The sequence below is a fragment of the Streptomyces sp. Ag109_O5-10 genome, from assembly GCF_900105755.1.
Lineage (GTDB): Bacteria > Actinomycetota > Actinomycetes > Streptomycetales > Streptomycetaceae > Streptomyces.
Genome location: NZ_FNTQ01000001.1, coordinates 703,030 through 727,495 on the forward strand (window position 1 = coordinate 703,030; position 24,466 = coordinate 727,495).

16 protein-coding genes are annotated in these 24,466 nt (G+C 73.7%); 11 read left to right on the forward strand and 5 right to left on the reverse strand.

Going from position 1 to position 24,466, the window contains the following annotated elements:
- Window positions 1–272 precede the first annotated feature (272 nt).
- The gene (locus BLW82_RS46170; RefSeq protein WP_177232818.1) at window positions 273–416 is read right to left on the reverse strand and encodes a hypothetical protein; all 144 of its coding nucleotides are present in this window, start codon (window positions 414–416) and stop codon (window positions 273–275) included.
- A 315-nt stretch (window positions 417–731) separates the two neighbouring features.
- On the reverse strand, window positions 732–1,676 hold the full coding sequence (locus BLW82_RS03320) for an SDR family oxidoreductase (protein WP_093497384.1): 945 nt from the start codon (window positions 1,674–1,676) through the stop codon (window positions 732–734).
- A 545-nt stretch (window positions 1,677–2,221) separates the two neighbouring features.
- Here BLW82_RS03320 and BLW82_RS44830 point away from each other — a divergent pair.
- Both BLW82_RS44830 and BLW82_RS44210 read left to right on the forward strand, forming a co-directional pair.
- Entirely contained in the window at window positions 2,222–2,422 is a 201-nt protein-coding gene (locus BLW82_RS44830; protein ID WP_093497385.1) for a hypothetical protein, read from the forward strand.
- Window positions 2,419–2,577: a hypothetical protein gene (locus BLW82_RS44210; RefSeq protein WP_177232819.1), complete on the forward strand. Its 159-nt coding sequence runs from the start codon at window positions 2,419–2,421 to the stop codon at window positions 2,575–2,577. The genes BLW82_RS44830 and BLW82_RS44210 overlap by 4 nt, the downstream gene beginning before the upstream one ends.
- A gap of 534 nt (window positions 2,578–3,111) precedes the next feature.
- On the opposite strand, the gene BLW82_RS03330 is transcribed toward BLW82_RS44210, so the two are convergent.
- On the reverse strand, window positions 3,112–4,035 hold the full coding sequence (locus BLW82_RS03330) for an alpha/beta hydrolase (RefSeq protein ID WP_093497386.1): 924 nt from the start codon (window positions 4,033–4,035) through the stop codon (window positions 3,112–3,114).
- A gap of 72 nt (window positions 4,036–4,107) precedes the next feature.
- On the opposite strand from BLW82_RS03330, the gene BLW82_RS03335 reads away from it, so the two are divergent.
- From BLW82_RS03335 to BLW82_RS03345, 3 genes are all read left to right on the forward strand, one after another.
- Complete coding sequence (locus tag BLW82_RS03335; RefSeq protein WP_093497387.1) at window positions 4,108–4,584, forward strand: MarR family winged helix-turn-helix transcriptional regulator; 477 nt, start codon at window positions 4,108–4,110, stop codon at window positions 4,582–4,584.
- A gap of 212 nt (window positions 4,585–4,796) precedes the next feature.
- The gene (locus BLW82_RS03340) at window positions 4,797–5,642 is read left to right on the forward strand and encodes a helix-turn-helix domain-containing protein (protein WP_093497388.1); all 846 of its coding nucleotides are present in this window, start codon (window positions 4,797–4,799) and stop codon (window positions 5,640–5,642) included.
- Window positions 5,643–6,067: 425 nt separating this feature from the next.
- Entirely contained in the window at window positions 6,068–6,271 is a 204-nt protein-coding gene (locus BLW82_RS03345; protein WP_093497389.1) for a cold-shock protein, read from the forward strand.
- Between the two features lie 30 nt (window positions 6,272–6,301).
- Here BLW82_RS03345 and BLW82_RS03350 read toward each other — a convergent pair whose 3' ends face one another.
- Both BLW82_RS03350 and BLW82_RS03355 read right to left on the reverse strand, forming a co-directional pair.
- Window positions 6,302–6,610, reverse strand: coding sequence for a hypothetical protein (locus tag BLW82_RS03350; protein WP_093497390.1), 309 nt, complete (start codon window positions 6,608–6,610; stop codon window positions 6,302–6,304).
- Window positions 6,611–6,982: 372 nt separating this feature from the next.
- Window positions 6,983–7,264: a hypothetical protein gene (locus BLW82_RS03355; RefSeq protein WP_093497391.1), complete on the reverse strand. Its 282-nt coding sequence runs from the start codon at window positions 7,262–7,264 to the stop codon at window positions 6,983–6,985.
- Window positions 7,265–7,711: 447 nt separating this feature from the next.
- Here BLW82_RS03355 and BLW82_RS03360 point away from each other — a divergent pair, with 447 nt between their 5' ends.
- The 6 genes from BLW82_RS03360 (at window position 7,712) to BLW82_RS03385 (ending at window position 24,375) form a co-directional block, all read left to right on the forward strand.
- Complete coding sequence (locus BLW82_RS03360) at window positions 7,712–11,770, forward strand: non-ribosomal peptide synthetase (protein WP_093497392.1); 4,059 nt, start codon at window positions 7,712–7,714, stop codon at window positions 11,768–11,770.
- Window positions 11,767–20,961: a non-ribosomal peptide synthetase gene (locus tag BLW82_RS03365; protein WP_093497393.1), complete on the forward strand. Its 9,195-nt coding sequence runs from the start codon at window positions 11,767–11,769 to the stop codon at window positions 20,959–20,961. The genes BLW82_RS03360 and BLW82_RS03365 overlap by 4 nt, the downstream gene beginning before the upstream one ends.
- A gap of 11 nt (window positions 20,962–20,972) precedes the next feature.
- Window positions 20,973–22,049, forward strand: a complete 1,077-nt coding sequence (locus tag BLW82_RS03370) for a GSCFA domain-containing protein (RefSeq protein WP_093497394.1) — start codon at window positions 20,973–20,975, stop codon at window positions 22,047–22,049.
- Window positions 22,050–22,101: 52 nt separating this feature from the next.
- Window positions 22,102–22,701: a hypothetical protein gene (locus BLW82_RS03375; RefSeq protein WP_093507825.1), complete on the forward strand. Its 600-nt coding sequence runs from the start codon at window positions 22,102–22,104 to the stop codon at window positions 22,699–22,701.
- 63 nt (window positions 22,702–22,764) lie between these two features.
- Window positions 22,765–23,643, forward strand: a complete 879-nt coding sequence (locus tag BLW82_RS03380) for a TauD/TfdA dioxygenase family protein (protein WP_093497395.1) — start codon at window positions 22,765–22,767, stop codon at window positions 23,641–23,643.
- Window positions 23,644–23,667: 24 nt separating this feature from the next.
- Entirely contained in the window at window positions 23,668–24,375 is a 708-nt protein-coding gene (locus BLW82_RS03385; protein ID WP_093497396.1) for a hypothetical protein, read from the forward strand.
- Window positions 24,376–24,466: the final 91 nt, after the last annotated feature.

The following is a 24,466-nucleotide window of genomic DNA, read 5'->3' on the forward strand; positions in this document are numbered from 1 at the left end:
TGATCGGCTGTGCCAGTGACACCCACTGGCCGGTCCGTGCCTCTGCGGCGGCCCTGGCGCGTACCTGGTCGGTGATCAGGTTGAGGGTGCCGAGTTCGTCGTCCGCTCCCCATCGGCCCCCAGTTGTCCGGCAGGTCCGTCGCACTGGTATCGGCCATGTCGGTGGCCCCTTTCGTCATGACGTGCTCAGACCGCAGGGCAGGGGCGGATGGTCGACTCCGCCCCTGTCATCCTTGCTCCCGGGCACGGCTGGTAACTGGTAGCGCTCGGTTTCACGCGATCAACCGCTCGCCGATCGGGCAGTGGAGCAGTTCGGTACGTTCGGTCGACGGCGGCACGTATGCCTGGTCGAGAGTGCCGGCGCCGGTTCCGGGCAGGACAACCTGGTCGATCTGGTCCAGAAGGTCGTCGGACAAGACGTGTTCAGTCCCGCGGGAAGGCCGTCGCGTTGCTCCATGGTGCGAGGGTCGAGCAGCGCACTGGTGAATCCGGGGTGCGCGATCGCGAACGCCATGGCGAGATGGGCACCGACAGCCCTGCCTGGTTGACCGGCGCGTCCAACCCTTTGAGGACAACCCGGACCGATTCGTCCGGGTCATTGCCCGTCTGAGAGGCGAACATCATCGCGCCGAGCACGAACGGACTGACCTCGACGCCGGTGCGGCCGGGTCTCGATACTGCAGGACTGCTCTTCCGCCCACACGCCGGCGAGGGTGAGGGTCCCGGTCCCCTCAGACGGCACCGATAGTCGTCCTCGTCAGCTGCTCGGAGACTTCCCAGACGCGTGCGGCCTCGTCCGTGCTGCGCAGTCGCGAGTAGAGCTCCTGCTCGGCGGGAGGCCCCCCGACGCGTCCAGGCCACCGCGGACCGTAGAAACCTCCGGGCTTGGCGTTGGGGTCCGTGGCGGCCATGAGCGCGGGCAGCTTTGCTGTCTCGACCGTCCCGACCAGGATGCCCATCCCGGACAGGAGGCGGATCATCTTTCGGCCTGCCACCTCCTTGTCGCGGCCCAGTTCGGGGCGCGACGCGAGCAGGTTCGTCGGAGAGAGTCCCGGATGAGAGAGGTTGCTGGTGATACCCCATCCGCCCGCGCGGCTGCGTCGGTCGAGTTCCAGACCGAACAGACCGAAGGCGATCTTCGACTGACTGTAGGCGCGCATCCCGTCGTAGCTGTGTTCCCAGTTCAGGTCGTCCCAGTTGATGGAGCCCTGATTGGCGGCGATGCTCAGTTGCGAGGTCACCCGCGCGCGGCCGGCCCGCAGCAGGGGCATCAAATGCGCAACGAGCGCGAAGTGGCCCAGGTGGTTCGTGCCGAACTGCAGCTCGAAACCGTCGGCCGTGGTCTGTCGTTCCGGTGGGGTCATGACGCCCGCGTTGTTGATCAGGAGGTGAATCGGTCGCCCCTCGTCGCGCAACGTGTCACCGAGTGCGGCAACGGACGTGAGCGACGACAGGTCGAGGTCTCGCAGTGAGACGTTGGCAGCGGGCACGGAATCCCGGATCGCCTTGATCGCGGTCTCACCCTTGCGCGGATTGCGCACGGGCATGATCACTTCTGCACCTGCCTGCGCGAGGCGTGCGGCGATCCCCAGACCCATGCCGTCGCTGGCGCCGGTTACGACGGCGAGTTTTCCCGACAGGTCGGGGATGGTGATGTCGATGGGTGTGCGTGACATGGGTCCACTCCTAGAAGTCAGGTCGTCGGTTCAACTGTCGCGGAAGTGGACCGCGTTATTCAGGGCCTGACGATCCGCCTCTAAGCGCACGCCTGCGGAGAGCCCGAAGACAGACCGGATGCCCGTGCGGATGAGCCAGGCACACGAGGCTCTACGGCGGAACACCCGGACGATCTCCGAGCAGCGTTCAGCACCGGGTACGAGTTCGAAGGTGCGTTCACACCGCGCTCCGGCCCGTTCTTCGGGCCCCCGAAACAGGTCCGCGACTCTGTCCGCGAGTGCCTGGTGCAGCCCTGCGTCGCGATGAGGTTGCCGTCGGTGCCGGCTATGAGGTCGAGTCAACTGGCTTGATCACTAGGCTGAACGCCGTGATGGCCATGGTGGAAGTTGCCGTCGCGCCTCGGCCCGTCTGGTCAGACCGCACCTCGCTGCTTTCACCGAGTGGAGTCGAGCCAGGGCATGGGGCAAACTGCGCCGACTGATCCTGACCGAAACGCTGGAATCCAGGCCAGCGCATACGTGACAAGGTTCGTGCATGGTCCGGTGTGTGCTGGGACGACCTCGACCCGGACGAGGACCCTCGCCTGCTGTTCGGGCTCGCGGAGTTGACTTTCGGCACCCGCGACGGGCTGTGGCCGATCGCCGGCGCCGATCGAGGCGAAACCCTCTTCCTCGCCGCCGCGCACGGCACTGCCCCTGGCTCCTGGTCGAAGACGGCGAAGGTTGCTGGGCACGTTACGACATGAGCTTTGCCGAGTGGCTCTACCGCTATCTCATCGGCGAAGACATGGCTGGACTCAACACCGCCGCCTTCCACCCCGGCCCGGTCCAGCTGTGCCGGCTCCCGATGACCGCGGACGACAGACCACAGCCGTGGAGCGGGCAGGATCGGGGCATGTAATCCCACCGCCCCCACGGACATCGCCATCCACCAAGCTGCCTGGAAGACCAGACTCTCTACCGCCATCCGAGAAGTTATCCGCTTGCGAGGCTGTCGGTTCGAACGCGGGTTGCTGATCGCGTGATCGCACCGGGGCCGACGCATGAAGACGGGACCTCCTGGTAGCTCGGCGATGCGGGTCAGCTGAGCACCGGGAGGTCCCGTTGTCGTCGTTGTACGCGTCTCCGTCCGCAGAGTCCAACTCGGCTGTGTCGTCGCGCGATTGCCGTGGCCGCCGGTTCGGAAACGCGGCCGGTCATCGGGGCCGCACCCCGCGCTACGGCTCGGACATGACGGAGGCCGTGTGGCAGGAAATGCGCCGGTCGCCGCCGGTGCCGGCCTGGTTGGAAGGGCGGGGCGGGCAGACGAAGGGCCGCTCGCCGAACCCCAACGACCGGCTGCGCGACCACGTCCGGCAGAAGGCGCGCCGCTTGCCGGACCCGACGGCCGCCATCGTGGACTCGCCGTCGGTGCGGGCCGCTGCGTACGCCGCCTTCAGCTTGCCGGCGTGTGTGCCGTGCCCTTGCCGCGGATGCGCTGACGGAGAAAGAGAGCGGCGCGCTCCAGTGCCTCGTCGGCTTCGTCCAGGACGCCGGCGAAAGCCTGGAAGACATGGGGAACGTCCGCAGTGACGTCCAGGACGACGTCCACTCCGGCTTCCCTCGCGCGGGTGGCCATGCGTGTGGAGTCGTCCAGGAGCATTTCGTTGGTGCCCGCCTGCAGCAGGATCGGGGGGAATCCGGTCAGGTCGGCGCAGATGGCGGGGCTGAGCAGGGGCTGGTGCGGGTCCTGTCCCGCAAGGTACATGGCTCCGGTGTGTTCCATGCCCTCACGCGTGAAGAACGGATCGATGCCCGCCTTGCTGTCCATGCTTCCGCCTGTCCGGGTCATGTCGAGTCCAGGGGAGAACGCCACGATCGCGGCGGGCATCGGCAGGCCCGCGCCGCGAGCGGCGAGGCAGGTGGCGGCAGTGAGGCCGCCACCTGCGGAGTCTCCGGCGAACGCGATCGCCGAAGGGTCTTCACCGCTGTCGAGAAGTGCGCGGTAGGCGCTCAACCCGTCCTCGATCGCGGCCGGGGACGGGTGCTCAGGGGCAAGCCGGTAATCCAGCGAGAACGCCCTGAATCCTGTCCTGGTCACCAGGTTCCCCGTCAGCGCCATCGCCGTCTCCGGTGAACCGACCACGTAGGAGCCGCCGTGGAAGTAGAGGATTGTCCCGGCCGTCGGAGTGCCGGCCGGTTCGACGAGCACCGCGGGCCGGTCGCCGAGCGTCGCGGTCCGGGTGCGGATCCCGGCCGGGACGATCATTTCGGCCATCATCGCCCTGAACCCGGCGCGGAGATCCTCCACCGGCCGAGGGCCCTCAGGCCGGGGCTGCCGGACCATCGCGTCGATCTCCGCGCGCTGTTGCCTGCTCATGTCGCCTCCACCGCAAGTGCATGCCGAGGAACTATATGCCACGGCATCTGTATGGATGCTAAGATATATGCCATGGCATCTAAGTCAAGCGGTGGCCGGGTCGACCTCCCGGGCTTCTTCGCCGACCTCGTTCGCTGTGAGACGCGCCTCTACAACGCGCTGAACGACCGTCTGCGCGAGCGGCACGGGATCGTCACCTCGCAGTTCGAGTTCCTGAGCTTCCTGCGCGACCACCCTGGGTCCCGGGTGGCGGACCTGGCCGCCGAGTTCGCCATCGGGATCGGTGCGACCAGCAAGGGCATCGACCGTCTGGAGAAGCAGGCATGGGTCATACGGCGAACCAATCCATCGGATCGCCGCTCGTCACTGCTGGACCTGACCGACGACGGCCTGCGACTCGTCGTCGCGGCGGAGGCGACCTTCACCGAAACGCTGGCCGAGCTGACCGCAGGCGCCCTCGCCGGCCCCGCAGGACTGGCCGCCGCACAGGTCCTTTCGGAGCTCCGCTCCGTGCTCGAACGACATCAGATCGGCCTGCCCACAGGCTGACTGGCACGAGCCTCCAGTGCGATCGCCCGCCGGCCACGGGATCAGCCTGTGTTGCGAGGCGAATCCCGCAGATCGATCACCACTCGATACGCGCCCTGGTCGCGGCGACCGGAGCACCTCATGGTCGGCCACGCAAAGGTGGTGTGGCGGATCCGACAGCCTATGACTACTGGTACCAGGCACAGCCGGGGCCGGCCGTGTTGACTGGGGGTATGACGGCTACGGAACTCGGACGGGCGCTGCGGCGCTGGCGCGATCGTGTCGCGCCGGACGCGGCCGGGCTGCCGGCGGGGGGTCAACGGCGCGCGGCGGGGCTGCGGCGCGAGGAGCTGGCGCTGCTGGCCGGGATCTCGGTGGACTACGTCACCCGCCTCGAACAGGGCCGGGCGAGCAACCCGTCCGTGCAGGTGGTCGAAGCACTGGCACGGGCGCTGCGGCTGTCCACGGACGAGCGGACGTACCTGTTCGGGCTGGCGGGACTGGTGCCGCCGGGTCCCGACGTGGTGCCGGCCTACCTCACCCCCAGTGTCCAGCGGCTCCTCGACCGGCTGGCGGGTACGCCCGTCGCGGTGTCCGACGCGGCCTTGACCCTGCTGGTGACCAACCCGATGTACGCGGCGCTGATGGGCGATCCGTCCGGGCTGCGCGGCTTCGAGCGCAACGGAGTGTGGCGCAACTTCCTCGGCCGGCCGACCCGGGTGCGGCACACCCCCGAGGAGCGGCGGGCCTTCGAGGCCGGCATGGTCGCCGAGCTCCGCTCGACGGCCGCCCGCTATCCGGCCGACCGGCAGCTGCGGCGGATGATCGCCGAGCTGCGGGCGGAGAGTGGGCGCTTCGCCGAGCTGTGGGACGCGGGGGTGGTGCACCGCCTTGAGGCGTCGCGGAAGACGGTCGAGCATCCGCAGGTGGGCGTTCTCACGCTGGACTGCGACCATCTCCGGGTCGAGGAGCACGATCTGCGCATCCTCGTGTACTCGGCCGAGCCGGGCACCGAGGCCGCCGAGAAGCTCGAGCTGATCTCGGTGCTGGGCACCCAGAAGCTGGCCGGAAAGCGCTGAGGGGCGCTGAAGGACGTCCGCAGGTCATGTCACGGCGGGCAGAGGCCCTTCAGCCGGTCCGCCGCGGCGTCGCTCCTCCCGGGGTCGGGATCGGTGTCTCCGCGGAGGACGGCCCTGATGCTGTCCGTGACGGCGTCGGCCCGTGGTGCGTCGACGGTCGGCGGCCATGGGGGCGGTCCCTTCTGGCGGCGGGTGCTCGGCGCTCCGGCGGTCTGTACCGACCACGATTCCGCCGGCCGCCCCCGGTAAAGAGGGAGCGCGCCCGGATGCGGGCGGGGTGCAGTCCGCTCCACCGTTTCCGGCCCGGGCGGGCCTGGCCCATCCGGGTGGTTGCCGTCCGACGGCGTTTCCCGGCGCGGTGTGCGGGGAGGATCGTCGGGGTCCGCGACGTTCCGGGCCGTGGCAACGAGACGAGGGAAACAGGCATGGCTCAGGGCAGCGTCAAGTGGTTCAACGCGGAGAAGGGGTTCGGGTTCATCGCGCAGGACAGCGGCGGCCCTGACGTGTTCGTGCACTATTCGGAGGTCCAGGGCAGCGGCTTCCGGAGCCTGGACGAGGGCCAGCGCGTCGAGTTCGAGATCGGCCAGGGGACCAAGGGTCCGCAGGCGCAGCAGGTCCGGGCGGTCTAGGGGCTGTCCGGGGCGCGAGGCGCGAGGCCGTCACCTCTCGGCGGCGGCCTTACGGATCAGCGGCTCGAACTCATGCCGCACGTAGACGTCGAACGGCTCCGACAGGGCGCCGTCGATCACGTGCCGCACCCGGTGCTCCGCCGCGAACTCCTTGATCGCGGCCCGGGACCCGGGCCCCACGCCCCCGCCGATGATCAGTACTCCGAACTCCTCGGTCGCCAGGAGTTCCAGCGCCTCCTCGTCGGTGCTCACCCCTTCCGCGTCGAAGCCGTCCGTGTGCAGCGTGGCCAGGACCGCCGTCACCCTCGCGGGCGTCCGTCCGAGCACCAGTGTCCTCATGGTTGTTTCCTCTCCAGCCGGGTCGGCTTCGATACGGCCAAACCTAGAAGCTCAACCGGACTTGAGGTCAACCCCGGCCAGCGGCCCGCACGGGATCATCCGCAGAAACTTGCGTGACTCGAGCGAAGTCCCCGGTTTCCTTTCGCCGGCCTGCCGCCGGGGCGACAGCAGTCACCGCAAGGCGCCGGCCGCCCTCGCCCACCTGACCCACGCGCCACAGGTGTGAGCGGGCCGTTCGGTGAGAGGGCCGTTCGGCAGCGAGCCCCTTCGGCGCCCTCGCCGAGCGGACGGCGCCCTCGCCGAGCGGACGTCGCCCTCGCAGCGCGGACAACACCCTCGCCGAGCGGACGGCGCCGGAGGGGTTCGCGGTGCTCAGGACCACGGCTGGTCGGCCGTCCGGGGCCTGGCCGGCTTCGGCCTGCGGCGGCTCGCGAGCACGCCGCAGGCGGCGCCCAGCGACACCGGGCCCATGAACGCGGCGCCCATGACCCCCTTCACTCCGCGACGGGCGCGCCCGTCAGGAGCGAAACGCCGACCGGCACAGATGGCGATGCCCCTCCCGGTGCCGTCGAGGACCGCGCCGGAGGCCGAGCTCGCGGCCCGTCCGCCGGCGAGGCAGGACCACGGCAGCGGATCGGGGACGAACGCCTTCACCCGGGCGAGCGGGTACCGGGAACTGTCCTTGGGCAGATGGCCGCGGCGGGCCGGCCCGATCGGCGGATCCGTTGTGACCTCGGCCGATCTCCCGCATCCACGATCCCGGCGCCCGCTCCCCGGCACGAGGAAGCCCGCTCCCGGGTCCATGGCCCAGCGCGCTTCACCACCAGCCGGCACCGGCGGTCCCGCCCGCACGAGGCGGTCACCTCGGGAGGAGCCCGTCGGGACGGGTCGACTCGGTCCGAAAAAGTCAAGTGTTGACATGCCCTCAGCACGTGACTGATGATCACAACTACGTCACGGAGTCCCTTCAGAACCTCCGCACAGCTGACGCCTCAGCGTGCGCAGCTGCACCACGCGTATCCCCCGTCGGTCCTCCCCCACCCGCCGATACCTACGCCTTCCCCTCCCCCATCTCCCTTCATCCTTACGGCACTTCGCGCGATGCCGTCGTTCGCCGCGCCTCTGTTCCGCGCCCCTGTTCCGCCCCCCGGTCCCGTCCCCCGACAGGAAGGCCAGGCCTTGCCGGTGCAGAACACTCCCAGCCCCGCCCCCACCATCCGGCCTGCGTCCTTCGCCCAGCAGCGGCTGTGGTTCCTGGCCCAGCTCCCGGGCAGCAGCACCGCCTACAACGAGACCCTCGCCTTCCTCCTCACCGGCCCGCTCGACCGCGTCGTCCTGGCCGCCGCCTTCGACGCCCTGACCGACCGGCACGAGACGCTGCGGACCCGGCTGGTGGCGGAGGCCGGCGGAGTGTGCCAGCACATCGACCCGCCGGGTGCGGGCGCTCCCCTGTTCGTCGAGGACCTCAGCGCCGCGGCCGATGCCGAGGGCCGCCTCGCCGAGTGTCAACAGGAGGAGGCGGAGCGGGAGTTCGACCTGGCCGCCGGTCCGCTCTGGCGCGGCCGGCTGCTCGCCCTCGGCGACGCACGGCACGCGCTGCTGCTGACGTTCCATCACAGCGTCTACGACGGTGCCTCGATGAACGTGATGATGAGGGAAGTCGGGCTGCTCTACACGGCGTTGGCGGCCGGCGCCCCGGACGGGCTGCCAGAGCTGCGGCTGCAGTACGCGGACTACGCGGACGCCCAGCGGGAGTCCGTGCTCGGCGGTGCGCTCGCCGCCCAGGAGGCCTACTGGAAGGACGTGCTGGCCGGCGCCCCGCCCGTGCTCGAACTGCCGCTGCCGGGACCACGGCCCGCGGAACAGGGCTACGCCGGCGGCCGCGTCGGGTTCGAGCTGGACGCGGAGGTCACGGCCGCACTGCGCCGCCTGGCCCGGGACCACGGGGCCACTCTGTTCGTGGCGGTGCTGACGGGCTGGGCCGTGCTGCTGTCCCGGCTGTCCGGGCAGCAGGACATCGTTGTCGGCAGCCCGATCGCGGGCCGCCGCGGGCCGGGGACCGCCGGGCTCATCGGCTTCCTCGTCAACTCGTTGCCGCTGCGCGTCGACCTGTCCGGTGCCCCGACCGCGGCCGAGGCGCTGGCCCGCACCCGGGCGGTGGTCCGTGCCGCCCTGGCCCACCAGGACCTGCCGTTCGAGCGGATCGTCGAGGTGGTGAACCCGCCCCGCAGCGCGGCCCACACCCCGTTGTTCCAGACCATGCTGGCCTGGGTCCCGGACCGGCACGACCTGCTGGAGCTGCCCGGGGTCGAGACCGTGCCGCTGCCGATCGCCCACGCCCCGGCCAAGTTCGACCTCGCCCTGTCGGCGACCGAGTCGCGGGGCCGGGTCACCGGGCACCTCGACCACGCGACCGCGCTGGTGGACACCGCCACCGCCGAACGCTGGGCCGGTCACCTCCGGCGGCTGCTCACCGACATGGCCCGGCACCCGGACCGCACCGTCGACACCCTGGAGCTGATGGACCCGGACGAGCGCCTGGCGCTGATCGGCGCCGGCGACGCCACACGCGGGCCGGCCGGGGCCCGCACTCCCGCCGACGCGACCGCGGCCGCCCTGCGCACGGCGTCCGGTCTCACCGAACTCTTCGAGGCCCGGGCCCGTGCGCACCCCACCGCCGTCGCCGTCACCGACCGCGGCCACGCCCTGGACTACGCGACGCTCGACCGGCGTGCCAACCGGCTCGCGCACGCCCTCGTCGCCCGCGGTGTCCGGCCGGGCGACGTCGTCGGGCTGCACGCGCGCCGCACCCGTGACCTGGCGGTCGGCGTCCTCGGCATCATCAAGGCGGGTGCCGCCTATCTCCCGCTCGACCCCGGGCAGCCCGGGGAACGCCTCGCCGCCATGGTCGAGGACGCCTCGTGCCCCGTGGTGCTCAGCGACCACCGCGGGGCGGACCGGCCGCCGGACTGGCTCGGCCTCACCGCGGTCGAGGCCGAGGGAACGGCCGACGACCGGCCGCCGGCCGGGATCCCCGAGGCCCCGGACCGGCTGGCGTACGTGATCTTCACGTCCGGGTCCACGGGACGGCCCAAGGGCGTCGCCGTCGAGCACCGCAGCGTCCTCAACCTCTTCGCGGTCTGGCACGAGCGGATGGGCACCGCGCCCGGCGAGGCGGGCTCGGCCTGGTCCAGCATCGGCTTCGACGCCTCGGTCCACGAACTCCTGCTGCCCCTCACCACCGGCGGTGTGCTGCACATCGTCCCCGAGGAACTGCGCGGCGACCCGGAGGAGTTCTTCGGCTGGCTGCGTGACCACGAGATCGTGCAGGCGTTCCTGCCGCCCGCCTACGTCAGGTGGGCCGACGAGGACCCGGACGGACGGCTGCGCGGTCTGCGCCTGCGCAGGCTGCTGACCGGGGTCGAGTCGCTGACCGAGGCCGCGCTGCACCGCATGACCGAACGGCTGCCCGGCCTGCGGGTCTGCTTCGGCTACGGCCCCACCGAGGCGACCCTCTACAGCACCGCCCACTACGACCCCCGTCCGCTGGACCGCCCGTGCCCCATCGGCCGTCCGCTGCCCGGCACCCGCTGCTACGTCCTGGACGCCCGTATGCAGCCGGTGCCGCCCGGTGTCGTCGGGGAGATCCACCTCGGCGGGGCCGGCCTCGCCCGCGGCTATCTGGGCCGCCCCGACCTCACCGAGGAGCGTTTCCTGCCGGACCCGTTCGTGCCCGGCGCCCGCGTCTACCGCACCGGCGACCTCGCCCGGTGGGGCGAGGACGGCCTGCTGCACTACGCGGGGCGTGCCGACGACCAGGTGAAGCTGCGCGGCTTCCGCATCGAACCGGGCGAGATAGCCGCGGCGTTGACGCGGCTGCCCGGCGTCCGCGAGGCCGTCGTCCTCGCCGACCGGGACCCGGTGGGCCGGCCCCGGCTGGTGGCCGCCGTCGGCCGGGGCACCGCCGCGGCCCGCACCAGCGCCGACTGGCGCACGGCACTCGCCCGCAGCCTGCCGGACTACATGGTGCCCGCCGTCGTCCTCGACCTGGAGACCCTGCCGCTCGGCCGCAGCGGGAAACTCGACCGCGCCGCCCTGCTCCGCCAGGTCCACGAGCAGACCAACGACCAGGTCAACACCGCCAGCCCGCGCGACCACGTCGAGCACGCGCTGTTCCGCATCTGGCAGGGCGTCCTGCTGCACCCCTCGATCGGCGTCGGCGACAACTTCTTCGACATCGGCGGTACGTCGCTGTCCGCCATCAAGATGGCCCACGAGGTCGGCGAGACCTTCGGCCGCCGGCTGCCGGTCGCCGAGGTCATGGTGCGCCCGACGATCGAGGCCCTGGCGGCGCTGCTGCGCGAGGACGGCACGCACCGGGCGCCGGGCAGCCTGATCGAGTTCCGCCGGGGCACCGGCCCCCGGGTGGTGTGCGTCCACCCGGCCGGCGGCACCGCGTTCTGCTATCTGCCCCTCGCCGCCCACCTGCCCCACCACGTCGGCCTGTACGGCATCCAGTCCCCCGGGGTGAACCCGGGAGAGGACCTGCTGCCCGGCGTGGAGGCCATGGCCGAGGCGTATCTGCGCCTGCTCGAACCCCTCGACGCGGGTCCGCTCGTCCTGACCGGGCTCTCCTACGGGGGGCTCGTCGCCCACGAGATGGGCCGCCTGCTCGGCGCCGCCGGACGGAGTGACGTGAGCGTGGTCCTCCTCGACACGCAGGCGACCGACGACGTCGAGGCCCGCGCGGCGATCACCGCCGTCGACGCGGCCGAGTTCCGCGACAAGCTCGTGCGGTTCAACGGGATGTACCCCGGGATCGACGACGCCCAGGTGGACCGCTACTTCCGGATCTACAACCACAACCGGCTCACCGCCCGCGCACACGTCCCGGCCCCCTCCCCGGCCCGGCTGGTCCTCGCCGAGGCGGTCCCGGACGGCGCCGACACCGCCTTCCACGCCGAGGTCCGTGCCTTCTGGCGGCGGCGCGCGCAGGGCGGGTTCCGGGTCGAGACGATGGCCTGCGACCACTGGGAGATCCTGGAGGGCGCCGAGACCGCGCGGGTCGGCGCGCTGCTCGCCGCCGAACTCGCCCATCACGAGGGGCGGCCGGCCCCCGCCGTGCGCGCCGTCGCCGTACCGGCGGGAGAAGCCCGATGACCGACATCACCGCACCCGGCGAACCGACCGGGACCGTGCTCGCCGCGGCCGTGCTCGCCCAGGCGCGCCGCACGCCCTCCGCCGTGGCTGTCGAGGACGGCGGGCGCCTGCTCGACTACGCCGAACTCGACCTGCTCAGCGGCCGGGTCGCCGCGCGGCTGCGGGAACGGGGGGTGGTCGCCGGGCAGTCCGTCGCCGTCTGCCTGCCCCGGTCCTGGCAGCTGGTCTGTGTCATGCTCGGCATCCGCCGGGCGGGCGCCACCGTCGTCCCGCTCGACCGGCTCAGCCCGCCCGACCGGCAGCGGCACGTCCTCGCCGACTCCGGCGCCGTCGCGGTCGTCCACGACGGTACGACCTCGCACGATCACGGAATCGACGCCGGCCTGCTCCTCGGCCCTGCCGCACCCCCTGCCACCCCGGCCGCTCCCTCCGCTCCCACCGGGGACGGCGGGGACGGCGGCACGGCCTTCGTCTTCTACACCTCCGGCAGCACCGGCCGCCCCAAGGGCGTCGAGGTCACCGACGCGGGTGTGCTGCGGCTGGCCGGCCCGGGCTGGCTCGACCCGCGGCCCGGCGCCCGTATCGCCTGCCTGTCCAACCCGGCGTTCGACGCGCTCAGTTTCGAGGTGTGGGCCCCGCTGCTCACCGGCGGCGTCTGCGTCGTGGTGGACGACTCCGAGGTGCACAGCCCGCACCGGCTCGCGGCCGTACTGCGCGAACGCCGGGCCGACACCGTGTTCATCACGGTCGCGCTCTTCAACACCGTCGTCGACACGGTCCCGAACTGCTTCGCCGGCGCCGACCAGGTCCTGGTCGGCGGTGAACGGCTCGACCCGCGGGTGATCCGCAGCTGGTACGACGCCAATCCGGACTCCGCGACCGTCCTGCACAACGTGTACGGGCCGACGGAGGCCACGACGTTCGCCCTCCACCACCCGATCCCCCGTGACTTCGAGGGCGACTCGGTCCCGATCGGCACCGCGCTGCCGGGGACCGGGCTGCTGCTGCGCACCCTGGACGGGCGCCTCGCGGAGGACGGCGAGGTCGCCGAACTCCTGCTGTCCGGACCGGCATTGGCGCGCGGTTACCGCAACCAGCCGGAACAGACCGAACGTTGCTTCGTCCGGCTGGCGGACGAGGACGGCACCCCGCGCCGCTGGTACCGGACCGGTGACCTGGTGCGCCGGGACACCGACGGGCGCGTGGTCTACGTCGGACGCGCCGACCGGCAGGTCAAGGTGCGCGGCTTCCGCATCGAGCCGGGCGAGGTGGAGCAGCGGATCCTGGCCCTGCCCGCCGTGCGCCGCGCCCACGTCTGCACCCGGCGGGACGCCGCGGACCGCCACGAACTGCTGGCCTTCCTCGTCCTCGGCGACGCCCTCTCCTTCGCCGACTACGAACGGCACCTCGGCGCCACCCTGCCGCCGTACATGCGCCCCCACCACACCCACCTCGTCACGGAACTCCCGCTGACCGCCAACGGCAAGGTCGACCAGGCCGCGCTGGTACGGGACGCGGCCACGCCGTGGCGCGGCACCCGTGCGGAGGCCGTGGCCGTCAGCGCGGCGCAGCGTCCCGTGCTGGAGATCGCCGAGGAGATCCTCGCCGTCGGCGGACTGCGGCCCGACGACGGCTGGATCGCGAGCGGCGGCGACTCGTTGAAGGCGCTGCGGTTCCGCTTCGAGATCCTGGAGCGGTACGGCGTCGACCTCCCCCAGGGCCTCGTACTGCGGGCCGACTTCGCCGCCCTCGCGGACGCCGTGCACACCGCCGACGCGGACAGCCGTCCGCCGGTGCCGGCCGCCCCGGGCACCGCTACCGCGCCCGCCACCAGCGAACAGGAACGCCTCTGGCTCCTGCACCGGCGCGACCCCGAGGACCGCTCCTACGACGTGCCGCTCGCCTTCCGCGTCCGGGGCACCGTCGACCCGCGGGCGCTGCGCCGCGCACTGCGCTCCCTGGTGGAGCGGCACCCCGCCCTGCGCACCCGCCTGGTGCCCGCACCGGACGGCCTGTGCCAGCGGGCCGAGGCGCCGTACGACCCCTGGGAGCCGCTGGACAAGCGCGAGGGGGAGCCCTGGCAGGAGACCGCCGAGCGCTTCTTCGCCCACCGCTTCGACCTCACCGGACCCCGTATGCTGCGGGCCGCCTGGGCGGAGCGGGCCGACGGCGGTCTGCTGCTTCTGCACCTGCACCACGCGGCCGTGGACGGGTGGTCGCTCAACCTCATGTTCCGCGACCTCACCGACGCCTACGCGGGCGAGACGGAGCGCCCGGCCCCGGCCGCCGGGCCGCCCGACCTCGCCCGCTGGCAGCGCGACTGGCGCGCGGCGCCCGCCTACGACCGCCACCGCGCCCGCCTGCGCGAGCACTACGCCGCCGCGCCGGAGCCGTCACCGGCCCTGCCCGTGCCCGGGTCCCCGGCCCGGCCGCGGGCGCGCCTGCTGCGCACCTCCCTCGACCTGGCCGGCCGCACGGCACTGGACCGGCGTGCCGCCGAACTCGGCCTGACCCGGTTCCAGTTGCTGGTCTCGGCGTTCGCCGCGTGCCTGTACGGCGTGACCGGCCAGGCCCGCCCGCTGGTCGCCGCTCCGGTGGCGAACCGGCCGCGCCCCGAGTTCGCCGAGTCCGTCGGCATGTTCGCGAACACCGTCCTCCTCGACCTGGCCGTACGGCCCGGCGACTCCCTGCGCACCCACCTCACCGCGCACGCCGAGACCGTGCGCCGGGTGCTGGAAGGGCAGGAGGTCCTCCTGGCCGACCTGCTCACCGAACCGGCGTTCCGGGAACGCTCCCCGCTCTTCGACTACATGTTCGTGCTGGAGAACACGGAGTTCTCCGCGCTGCGTCTGACGGGCTGCGCGGTCGAGCCCCGCTGGCCCGAGCCCGCGCAGGCCAAGTGCGCGCTGACGCTGTCGGTGCTGGAGGACGAGTCGGGGCTGGGCTGTCTGTGGGAGTACCGGGACGACTTCGGTGCCGAGCGGGCGCAGGCGGCGGCCCGGTTGTTCCGGCGGGCCCTGGACCGGCTGACCGGCGACGGTGACCTCACCCTGCGCGACCTCGTCGCCCCGCACCGCACGGCGGCGACGGCCCACGGTACGCCCGTCGAGGCGGACTTCGGGACGGTGGCCGAGGGCTTCGCCCGGCAGGCGGCCCGCACTCCGGACGCGCCCGCCGTCACCCTCGGCCACACCACTCTCACGTACGCCGAACTCGACGCCCAGGCAAACGAGTTGGCGTCACTCCTGAGCGCGCCCGAGGATCCCGCCGCCCCGGCGGCCGTGGCCCTCTACCTCCAGCCGTCCGTCGAGCACGTGGTCGCCCTCCTTGCGGCGGCCCGCCGCAACCTCACCGTCGTCCCCCTCGACCCCGCCTACCCGCCGGCCCTGCTGCGCCATGTGCTGGACCAGGCGGACCCGCTGTGCGTGCTGACCGGTGCCCAGGACCTCGACGTCCTGGGCACGATCGCCCCGCCGGACCTGCCGCGGCACGTCGTCACCCTCACCCGCACGCCCACCGCGCCGCCCGTGCCGTACCGGCACCGCGGGCTCCGGCCGCTCTACACCCTGTTCACGTCGGGCTCCACCGGTACCCCCAAGGGCGTTCAGGTCCCCGACCGGACACTGTGCGACCTGATCACCTGGCAGCGGGTGGCAGGCGGGCTCGAACGGCCCGCCGTCACCCAGCAGTTCTCCATGCTCTCCTTCGACGTCTCCTTCCAGGAGATCCTGACCACGCTCTGCTCCGGCGGCGAACTGCGCCTGGTGAGACCGATCTGGCGGCAGGACATGCCCACGCTGCTGCGGCAGTTGGAGACGGGCGGGGCGGAGCGGATCTTCCTGCCCTACGTGGCGTTGCAGCTGCTGGCCGAGCACGGCGTGCGCGCGGGGGTGTTCCCCTCCCGGCTGCGTGAGGTCGTCACCGCGGGCGAGCAGTTGGTGTGCACGGACGCGATCCGGCGCTGGTTCGCCGGGCTGCCGGACGGCGTCCGCCTCTTCAACCACTACGGCCCGACCGAGACCCATGTCGTCAGCGCCCTGTGCCTGGACGGCGACCCGGCCGCCTGGCCGGCCCGCCCCGCGATCGGGCGCCCGGTGGCGGGGGCCGTGCTGCGGGTGGTCGACGAAGGCGGCCTGCCCGTGCCGCCGGGCGTGACGGGCGACCTCCTCATCGGCGGCCCCATGGTGGGCCGGTGCTACCTGGGCGGCCCCGCCGCGCACCGGGACCGGTTCGCCGACGACCCCGAACTGGGCGTCCTCTACCGCACCGGGGACCGCGCCCGCTTCGACGAGCACGGCCTGCTGCACTACGCGGGGCGCGACGACGGCCAGGTCAAACTGGGCGGTCACCGGCTGGAGCTGGGCCAGGTGGAGGCCGCGCTGCTCGAATGCCCCGGCGTGGTCGGCGCGGTCGCGGGAGTACTGGAGGGCCGGCTGGTCGCCGTCCTCCAGTGCCGGGGCGAGGACCCCGACCCTGCGGACCTCAGCCGGCGGCTCGCGCGGCAGCTGCCCGCCTACGTCCGGGTCGCCGCCTACCGCAGGGTGCCGGACCTGCCGCGCACACCCAGCGGCAAGCTGGACCGCCGGGCGGCGCTCGACGCGCCGGGGCGCGAACTGCGGCCGGACGGCCGGACGGACCTCGGGCGGCCGGCGGACGACCGCGCGGACGCCGGCCTCCCCCCGCTCGTACAGCGGCTGGCCGGGCTGTTCCGGGCGGCGACCGGGCGGGCCGTGGGCGTGGACGAGCGGTTCTTCGACGCCGGTGCCACCAGCCTGGACCTGATGCGCTTCCAGCTCAGATGCGCGGGCGAGGGTGATCTCCCGTTCTCCGTACCGGACTTGTTCGAGCACGTCACGCTGCGCGCCCTGGCCCGGCTGGTGACGGACGCCGGCGCCGGCGCCGTCCGCGACAACCCGCCCAGGCGGCCCGCGGCGGCCGACGACGCTCGGCGGGCCGACGAGCCGGTCGCTGTCGTCGGCATGGCCGTCCGGCTGCCCGGCGCGCCCGACCTGGCCGCGTTCTGGGACCTGGTCGTCTCCGGCCGGCGCGGCATCGAGCACTTCCCCACGGCCGGGGACGGCCGGGTCGGCGCCCGCGCGCAGCCGGCGGGACTGCTGGCGTTCGACCCCGGACGGTTCACCATCAGCCCGCACGAGGCACGGCTGATGGACCCCCAGCAGCGTCACCTGCTGATGAACTGCGCCGAAGCCCTCGCGCACGCCGGCATCGGCGACCCGGCGCGGCTGCGGGCCGGTCTGGTCGCCTCGTGCGGCGAGAACACGTACTTCCAGCGCATGCTCCGCGACGGCGACCCGGACCTGCTGCCCGACTCGTTCCGGCTCGCCCTGCACCACGAGAAGGACTTCCTCGCCACCAAGGCCGCCTACCATCTCGGGCTGACCGGACCGGCGTTCACGCTCCAGTCCGCCTGCTCCAGTTCGCTCGCGGGCGTCCACGTCGCCGCCGGGATGCTGCGGCAGGGCGACGCCGACGTGATGCTCGTCGGCGGGGTCCTCGTCGACCCGGAGCTGACGGACGGCTACACCTACCGGCCGCAGCACATCTTCTCCCCCGACGGGCACTGCCGGCCCTTCAGCGCCGACGCCGAGGGCACCGTGGGGGCGAGCGGCAGCGCCGTGGTCGTCCTCAAACCGCTGGCCGCCGCCCGCCGGGACGGCGACACCGTGTACGCGGTCGTCACCGGCTCGGGGCTGAACAACGACGGCTCCGGCAAGCTCGGTTACAGCGCCCCGTCGCTGCCCGGGCAGCGGGCCGCGATCCGCGCGGCGCTGGACCGCAGCGGCCGGCGTGGTGACGAGGTCGGCTATGTCGAGGCGCACGGCACCGGCACCCGGCTGGGCGACCCGGTCGAGGCGGCCGCGCTGCGGCAGGCGTACGGGCTGGCGCAGGACGCGCGGGTGGCGCTGTCGTCCGTGAAGAGCCAGATCGGGCACCTGGGCGCGGCGGCGGGCGTCGTCGGCCTGGCGCGGGCGGTGCTCGCCGTGCACCACGGGACCGTGCCGCCGACGGCGGACTTCGACCGGCTCAACCCGGAGATCGCCGACGGCCCGTTCCGGATCCCGGTCGCCGCCGAGCCCTGGCCCGCGGGTCCGCGCAGGGTGGCGGGGGTGAGCAGCTTCGGCATCGGGGGCACCAACGCCCATGTGCTGCTGGAGGAACCGGAGCCGGTGCCCGCCCCGGAGCCCACCGAGCCGCTGCCGTGCCTGGTGCTGTCCGGCGCCTCGGAGGCCGCGGTCCGCGCGGACGGGCTCCGGATCGCCGACTACCTCACGGCCCGGCCCGACAGGTACCGGCAGGTGTTGCGGCACCTCCAGAGCGGCCGCCCCGCCCTCGCCCACCGGGCGGCGGCCGTCTGCCCCGACGCCGCCACGGCCGTCGCCTGGCTGCGCGCTCTGCCCACCGTCACCGCGCCCCCGGCGCAGGACGCTCCGGCGATCGAGGAGCTCGGCCCGCACGCGCTCGCCGAGGCGTGGACGGCAGGCCGGGCCGTCGCCTGGCCGGCCGGTCCGGCACCCGCGCCCTGGGACTTCCCGCCGCCCGCCTTCGACACCGCCGAGTACGACTTCGCGCGCGCCCCGGAGAAGCGGACCGGTGCCGCCCGGCTGGATGCCGCCGAGTGGCTGCACCAGCCCCTGTGGACCCGCTCCCGGCGGGCCCGCACCGACGCCCCGGCGTCCCGTCGTACCGCCGTGGTGGTGACCGGGCCCGGCCAGGACGGCGCGGACTGGCGGTTCCTCGAACGCCACTACGCACGGGTGGTGAACGTGCGCGCCGGACAGGGCCTGACCCGGCTCGGTGACGACCGCTACGAGGCCGATGTCGCCGACGCCGCGCAGCTCGAAGCCCTGCTCGGCCGCCTGACCGGCGCGGACGGGCCGGCCGTCGACTGGCTGCACGCGCTGCCGCTCGCCCTGGACGGCACTGCGGCCGTGTCCGCCCTGGAGACGGCCGAGTGGGCCTGCCTGGACACGGTCGCCGCCCTCGCCCTGGCCCTCGCCGCCCGCCCGGAGCCGGAGCGGCCCCGGGCCTGGCTGCTGTCCCAGCGGGCGCAGCCGGTCACCGGGACCGTGCACACGCCGGAGGCCGCTCTGCTCGCCGCCGCCCTGGAGGTTCCCCGGCAGGAGCTGGGCGTCACCCTGCGCTGGGCCGACCTGCCCGGTCCCCGTCCGGCGGGCTGGGCCGCCCACCTGCCCGACCTGCTCCTCGACGACGCCGCCACCGGCACCGGCGCGGACGGGGCGACGGCCCTGCGGGACGGCTTCTGGTGGCACCGCACCACCGTCCCGGTACCCGCAGGCGAGGCACCCCGGCGCGCCGCCCCACCGGGCACCCATCTGGTCCTGGGCGGCACGGGCGGCATCGGCACCACCCTGGCCGCGGCCCTCCTGCGGCACCCGGGCAACCGCGTCGTCCTGGTGGCCCGCGGCACCGAAGTGCCCTCCGAACTGCGGGCGTTCGGCGAGCGCGTCACCCTGGTCACGGCCGACCTGGCGGCGGAGGACCCGGCGGCCGTCGCGGACCGGCTGACCCCGCTGCTCGACGGTCTGGCCGGCATCGTGCACGCCGCCGGCGCCGCCGGGGGCGGCCTGCTGGCCCGGCGCGAGCCGGCCGCCGCCCGTGACGTGACGGCGGCCAAGCTGCGCGGCGCCCTGCTCGTCGAACTGCTCGTCGCCGAGCACGCCCCCGACCACGTCCTGTACTGCTCCTCGATGGCGGCCCGGTTCGGCGGCGTCGGCCAGTTCGACTACGCGGCCGCCAACGCGTGTCTCGACGCCTACGCCCACCACGTACCGCCCGGCGGCGACGCCACCGTACGCACGAGCGTCGGCTGGGACGCGTGGCGGGACGTCGGCATGGCCCAGCGGCACGCCGCCCGCGCGGACGCCCGGCACCGGGACCACCTGAGCGTGGCACTCACCCCCGAGGAGGGCACCGCCGTCTTCGAGCGGGCGCTCCATCTCCAGCTGCCGTCTCTCCTGATCGGCACCACGGACCTGACGGCCGCACGGGACTTCTACGAACCGGCCGCCACCGCCGCGCCCCCGGCTCCCGCGGCTCCCGCGGCTGCCGTGCGGGAAGACACGGACGCCGAGATCACCGGGATCCTCCTGGGCCTGCTCGGCCTGGACACCGTCGACCCGCGGGCCGCCCTGTACGACCTGGGTGCCGACTCGCTGACCCTGCTGGAGCTCCTCGACGAGATCAAGCGCCGGCACGGCACCGACATCGAGCTGTCCCGGCTCAGCCACCGGGTGAGCCTCGACGAGATCCTCGGTCACCTCGGCGGCGGGAAGCGCCCGCACGGCACGGTGGACGTCGAGGTGTGGCAGCACGGCCCGGGGCCGGACGTGCTGTGCCTGGTGCATCCGGTGGGCGGGGACGTCCAGGCCTACCGGCCCCTGGTCTCCGCCCTGCCCGCCCACCTCACCGTCTGCCTGATCGCCGACCCCGCTCTGCGCGCCTCCGGACCGCCGGACGGCCGCGCCACCGACTCCGTCGACTCCATCGACTCCATCGACGAGCGTGCCGCGCGGTACCTGGCCGCCGTGCGACGGGAGTTCCCGGAACCCGGACACCGGCTGACCGTCGCCGGCTGGTCGTTCGGGGCGTGGACCGCGCTGTCGATGGCCGCGCTCGCCGAGGCCCGGGACCGGCCCGTGACCGCCCTCCACCTTCTCGACCCGCCGCCGCCTGGAGCCGGGCAGCGCCTCGCCGGCTACGACGAGGAGCAGATACAGGCGGTCTTCGCCCGCGAGTTGAGCGCCATCGGAGGGGGACGGACGACGGCAGGAGCCCAGCCCGGCCCCGGACCCGGTCCGGACACCTCCGCCGCCCCGCTCGCGGAGCCCGGTCGCCTCTACGCCGAGCGGCTCGCGCGCTGTTGCCGGGCCAACCTGGCGGCCATGGCCGGGCACCGGCTGCCGCGGCTGCGCCGGACGCCCACCGCCGTATGGCTGGCGACGCTGCCCGTGGACGAGGCCGTGCTCGCGCCCGAGCCGACCGCCCCCGGCGCATGGGACGCGCACCTGCCGTCGTCGTACCGGCTGCACCACGTCGACGCCGACCACTACCGGATCGTCGCCGAGCCGCACGTCCGGGAGATGGCCGCCGCCCTCGCCGAGACCGCGTCGCCGTCCGGCGCCCGGCCACAGCCCGCCGGACGGACCTGAGGAGACCACCCGTGCAGCATCCCTACACCGGCCTGCCCGCGCGGTCGTTCTGGCGCACCGCGGTCGCCGAGCGCGAGCCCGCGGACATCGACGGCCTGTGGACGCCGAAGTTCGCGATCGGCCAGGACGATCCCGTGGTGACCGCCGGCTCGTGCTTCGCCGCGCACATCGGGCGGGCCCTCCTGGCGGAGGGCATGCACTGGTACGACGCCGAACTCCCGCCGCCGGGGCTGACGGCGGCCGAGCAGGCGGCGCGCGGCTACCGCCGCTTCTCCTTCCGCACCGGCAACATCTACACGGCGGCCGCGCTGCGCCAGTGGGTCGCCTGGGCGCTGGCGGAGGAGAAGCCGCCGGAGGAGGTGTGGGGGGAGGACGGGGCCTTCCACGACCCGTACCGGCCCGCGGTGGAGCCCGACGGCCATCGCTCGCCGGACGACGTGCTGCGCGCCCGCGCGGTCACGCTGGACGCCATCCGCACCGCCCTCACCACGGCCGACGTCCTGGTGTTCACCCTCGGCCTGACCGAGGCCTGGCACGACGTCCGTACCGGCACCGTCCTGCCGGTGTGTCCGGGTACCGTGCGCGGCCGGTACGACCCCGCCCGGCACGTCCTGCGCAACCACACCGCCGACCGGGTCCACCGGGACCTCACCGACGTGCTCGCGATGGCACGCGGCGTCAACTCCCGGCTGCGCACGGTCCTCACGGTCTCCCCGGTCCCGCTGACGGCGACCGCCACCGGCCGGCACGCGCTGGTCGCCACCACGTACTCCAAGTCGGTGCTCCGCGCGGCGGCCGGCCAGCTCGCGGACGCGTCGGACGACGTCGACTACTTCCCGTCGTACGAGATCGTCACGGGCTTCCCGTACCGGGCGGCGTTCTACGGACCGAACCTGCGCACGGTCACACCCGACGGTGTGGCCTTCGTGATGCGGCACTTCTTCCGGGCCCTTCGGCCCGGTGCGGACCCGGCGCCCGCCGCGTCCGCGCAGACCACCCCCGTCGCCGGCGGAGAGGACCACTGGTGTGACGACGCCGTGCTCGACTACTACGCCCCCCGGTCCCGCCCGGTTCCTCCTGCTCGGTGACTCCCACGCCGGCTGTGTCGGACGGGCCGCACGGCAGGCGCACCTGCCGTTCGTGGGGGGCCCGGTCGGCTCGGGGCGGGATTTCCTCGGACCGTTCCTCGGCACCGGCGACGGTGCGGGTGACGGTGGCCCGGTCTTCCGGGACGCGGCGGTCGGGCGGCTGGTCGGGGAGTTCCTGGAGCAGCTCGGCGGGTGCGGGTTCGCGGGGCTCGAGGTGCCGCTCGTGTGCACGTTCGGGCTGAGCGCCCACACCGTGGCCACGCGGCAGAACTGGGACCTGCACCGCGACCGGCACGGCGCGGTGCCCGAACGGTTCCTGCGCAGCGGCCTGTTCGCCGACCTGGTCCGGGCGAGTGTCCGCGGCGCGCTCGCCTTCTACGGCCGCACGGCCGCCCTCGGACTGCGAGTGCTGGCCGTCATGCCCCCGCAGCGGGTGCCCGGCATGTCCGACCCGGCCGTCTTCTTCGCCGCCCAGGACGTGATCGGAGCCGCACTCAGCGACCGCGGCGTGGAGTTGATTGATCTGCGGGCCCGCGTCACCGACGGCTCGGGATACCAGCGACCGGTCTTCTGCCAGCCCGACGACACGATCCACGGCAACCTCGCCTTCGGCCGCCTGGTGGTCGCCGAACTCCTCGACGCCGGGCTCTGACCCGGCTCCCTCTCCGACGCATCCGTCCAGCCCGTCCAGCCCGTCCAGCCCAAGGAGGTCCCCATGGAGGACTACGCACTGCGCGCCGTGGAACGGCTCACCACCCGCCCCGCCGAGCCCTACGACACCCTCTCCGTCGCCCCCATCACCCCCGTGCTGGGCGCCGAGGTGACCGGGCTCGACCTGTCCCGCGAGCTGACGCCGCAGCAGGAGAAGGAGCTCAGGCACGCGTTCCACACCCACCACGTGCTGGTCTTCCGGGACCAGGACCTCACCCCCGGGGAACACAAGCGGTTCGCGGGCGTCTTCGGCGAACTGCACCCCGTCGCCCTCGCCGCCGAGGGGTCGGACCCGCACATCCTGGAGATCAAGGCGGACAAGGACTCCAAGGCCGTCGCCGGGAACGGCTGGCACTCCGACGGCACCGCCGACCCCGCGCCCTCCCTCGGCTCCATGCTGTACATCACCACGATCCCCGAGGGCGGCAGCGGCGGCGACACCCTGTTCGCCAACATGCACCTCGCCTACGACCTGCTCTCGCCCGCCCTGCGCGGCTTCCTGGACGGTCTGACCGCCCTCCACGACGGCGCCAAGCCCTGGACGGACGCCGGGCTGACCCCGCCGCCGGAGTACGACGTGCCGCGCACCGAACAGCCGGTCGTGGTCCGCCATCCGGAGAACGGCCGCAAGCTGCTGTTCGTCAACGCCCCCTACACCTCGCACATCACCCAGCTGTCGCGCGCCGAGAGCGACGCCCTGCTGGGGATGCTGTACGCGCACATCGCCCGCACCCCGCTGCTGCACTGCCGGGTCCGCTGGCAGGAGCGCACGCTGGTGTTCTGGGACAACCGCAGTGTGCAGCACCACGCGGTGTGGGACTACTTCCCGCACACCAGGGAGGGCCGCCGCGTGGCGATCGACGGCACGTCCCTGACCGCCTGACCCGCCGCCGCAGGGAGACCGCACATGGCCACGACCACGGCCGCCCCGGCGGCATTCCTCGACGCCCTGCGGACCGGGGCCGCCGAGCCGCCCGGGGCCGGCTGGCCGGCCTGGCTGTGGCGGCTCGCCGGCACCCTCCACGGCGCACTGCCGCCGCCCGCCGCGGACGCCTGGGCGACCCGTCTGCACGCGCTGCTCGGCTCCGCGACGCCTCCGGCCGGGCTGCGTGCCGTGCACGTCTGGCAGGCGGACACCGTGCTGCCGCTGCTCGCGGGCACGGCGGACACGGCCGCGCCGACGGCCCTGCACCGCGCGGCGGCCCGGGGCACACCGGCCGGCCGGACCACCTGGCGGTCCGCTCTCGGCCCGCTCCTGCTGCGGCTGCACGACGCCGCCTACGACCGTTCCTCCGCCTACGCGCAGGCCCTCGGGGGCGCCCGTGACCACGCCCTGGCCAACGGGTACCCGGCGGACGAGGCCGACGCGTACGGTCACGCGTACGCCCGTCTCGCCACCGAGGCGAACGCCCGCGCCTGTGCCGAGGCCCACGCGCAGGCCGTCGGCGCGGCGCTCGCGACGGCGTACGCGGCCGACGACGCCCGGGCCTACGCCGACACGTTCCCCGAAGCACAGCTCAGGGCCGTCCTGCGCGCCGCGGCGGCGGCCGACGCGCCCCGGCCGGGACCCCTGGCCGACGGCCTCCTGACGGCACTCACCACCTCGCGGCCCTGAACTCCAGGGCGGCGCCGGCCGGTTCGGGAGGGCGGACCAGCGGTCAGCGCAGAGACGGGAACCGGTCGCGCGGAAGCGGTCGCGCTCGGGC

Bases quoted from the DNA above. Each gene is read 5' to 3' on its own strand.
- BLW82_RS03385 (WP_093497396.1), top strand. From the start codon at position 23,668: ATGGCCACGACCACGGCCGCCCCGGCGGCATTCCTCGACGCCCTGCGG.
- BLW82_RS03365 (WP_093497393.1), top strand. From the start codon at position 11,767: ATGACCGACATCACCGCACCCGGCGAACCGACCGGGACCGTGCTCGCC.
- BLW82_RS03340 (WP_093497388.1), top strand. From the start codon at position 4,797: ATGACGGCTACGGAACTCGGACGGGCGCTGCGGCGCTGGCGCGATCGT.
- BLW82_RS44210 (WP_177232819.1), top strand. From the start codon at position 2,419: ATGAGCTTTGCCGAGTGGCTCTACCGCTATCTCATCGGCGAAGACATG.
- BLW82_RS03350 (WP_093497390.1), bottom strand. From the start codon at position 6,610: ATGAGGACACTGGTGCTCGGACGGACGCCCGCGAGGGTGACGGCGGTC.
- BLW82_RS03345 (WP_093497389.1), top strand. From the start codon at position 6,068: ATGGCTCAGGGCAGCGTCAAGTGGTTCAACGCGGAGAAGGGGTTCGGG.
- BLW82_RS03320 (WP_093497384.1), bottom strand. From the start codon at position 1,676: ATGTCACGCACACCCATCGACATCACCATCCCCGACCTGTCGGGAAAA.
- BLW82_RS03330 (WP_093497386.1), bottom strand. From the start codon at position 4,035: ATGAGCAGGCAACAGCGCGCGGAGATCGACGCGATGGTCCGGCAGCCC.
- BLW82_RS03360 (WP_093497392.1), top strand. From the start codon at position 7,712: ATGCCGTCGTTCGCCGCGCCTCTGTTCCGCGCCCCTGTTCCGCCCCCC.
- BLW82_RS03335 (WP_093497387.1), top strand. From the start codon at position 4,108: ATGGCATCTAAGTCAAGCGGTGGCCGGGTCGACCTCCCGGGCTTCTTC.
- BLW82_RS03380 (WP_093497395.1), top strand. From the start codon at position 22,765: ATGGAGGACTACGCACTGCGCGCCGTGGAACGGCTCACCACCCGCCCC.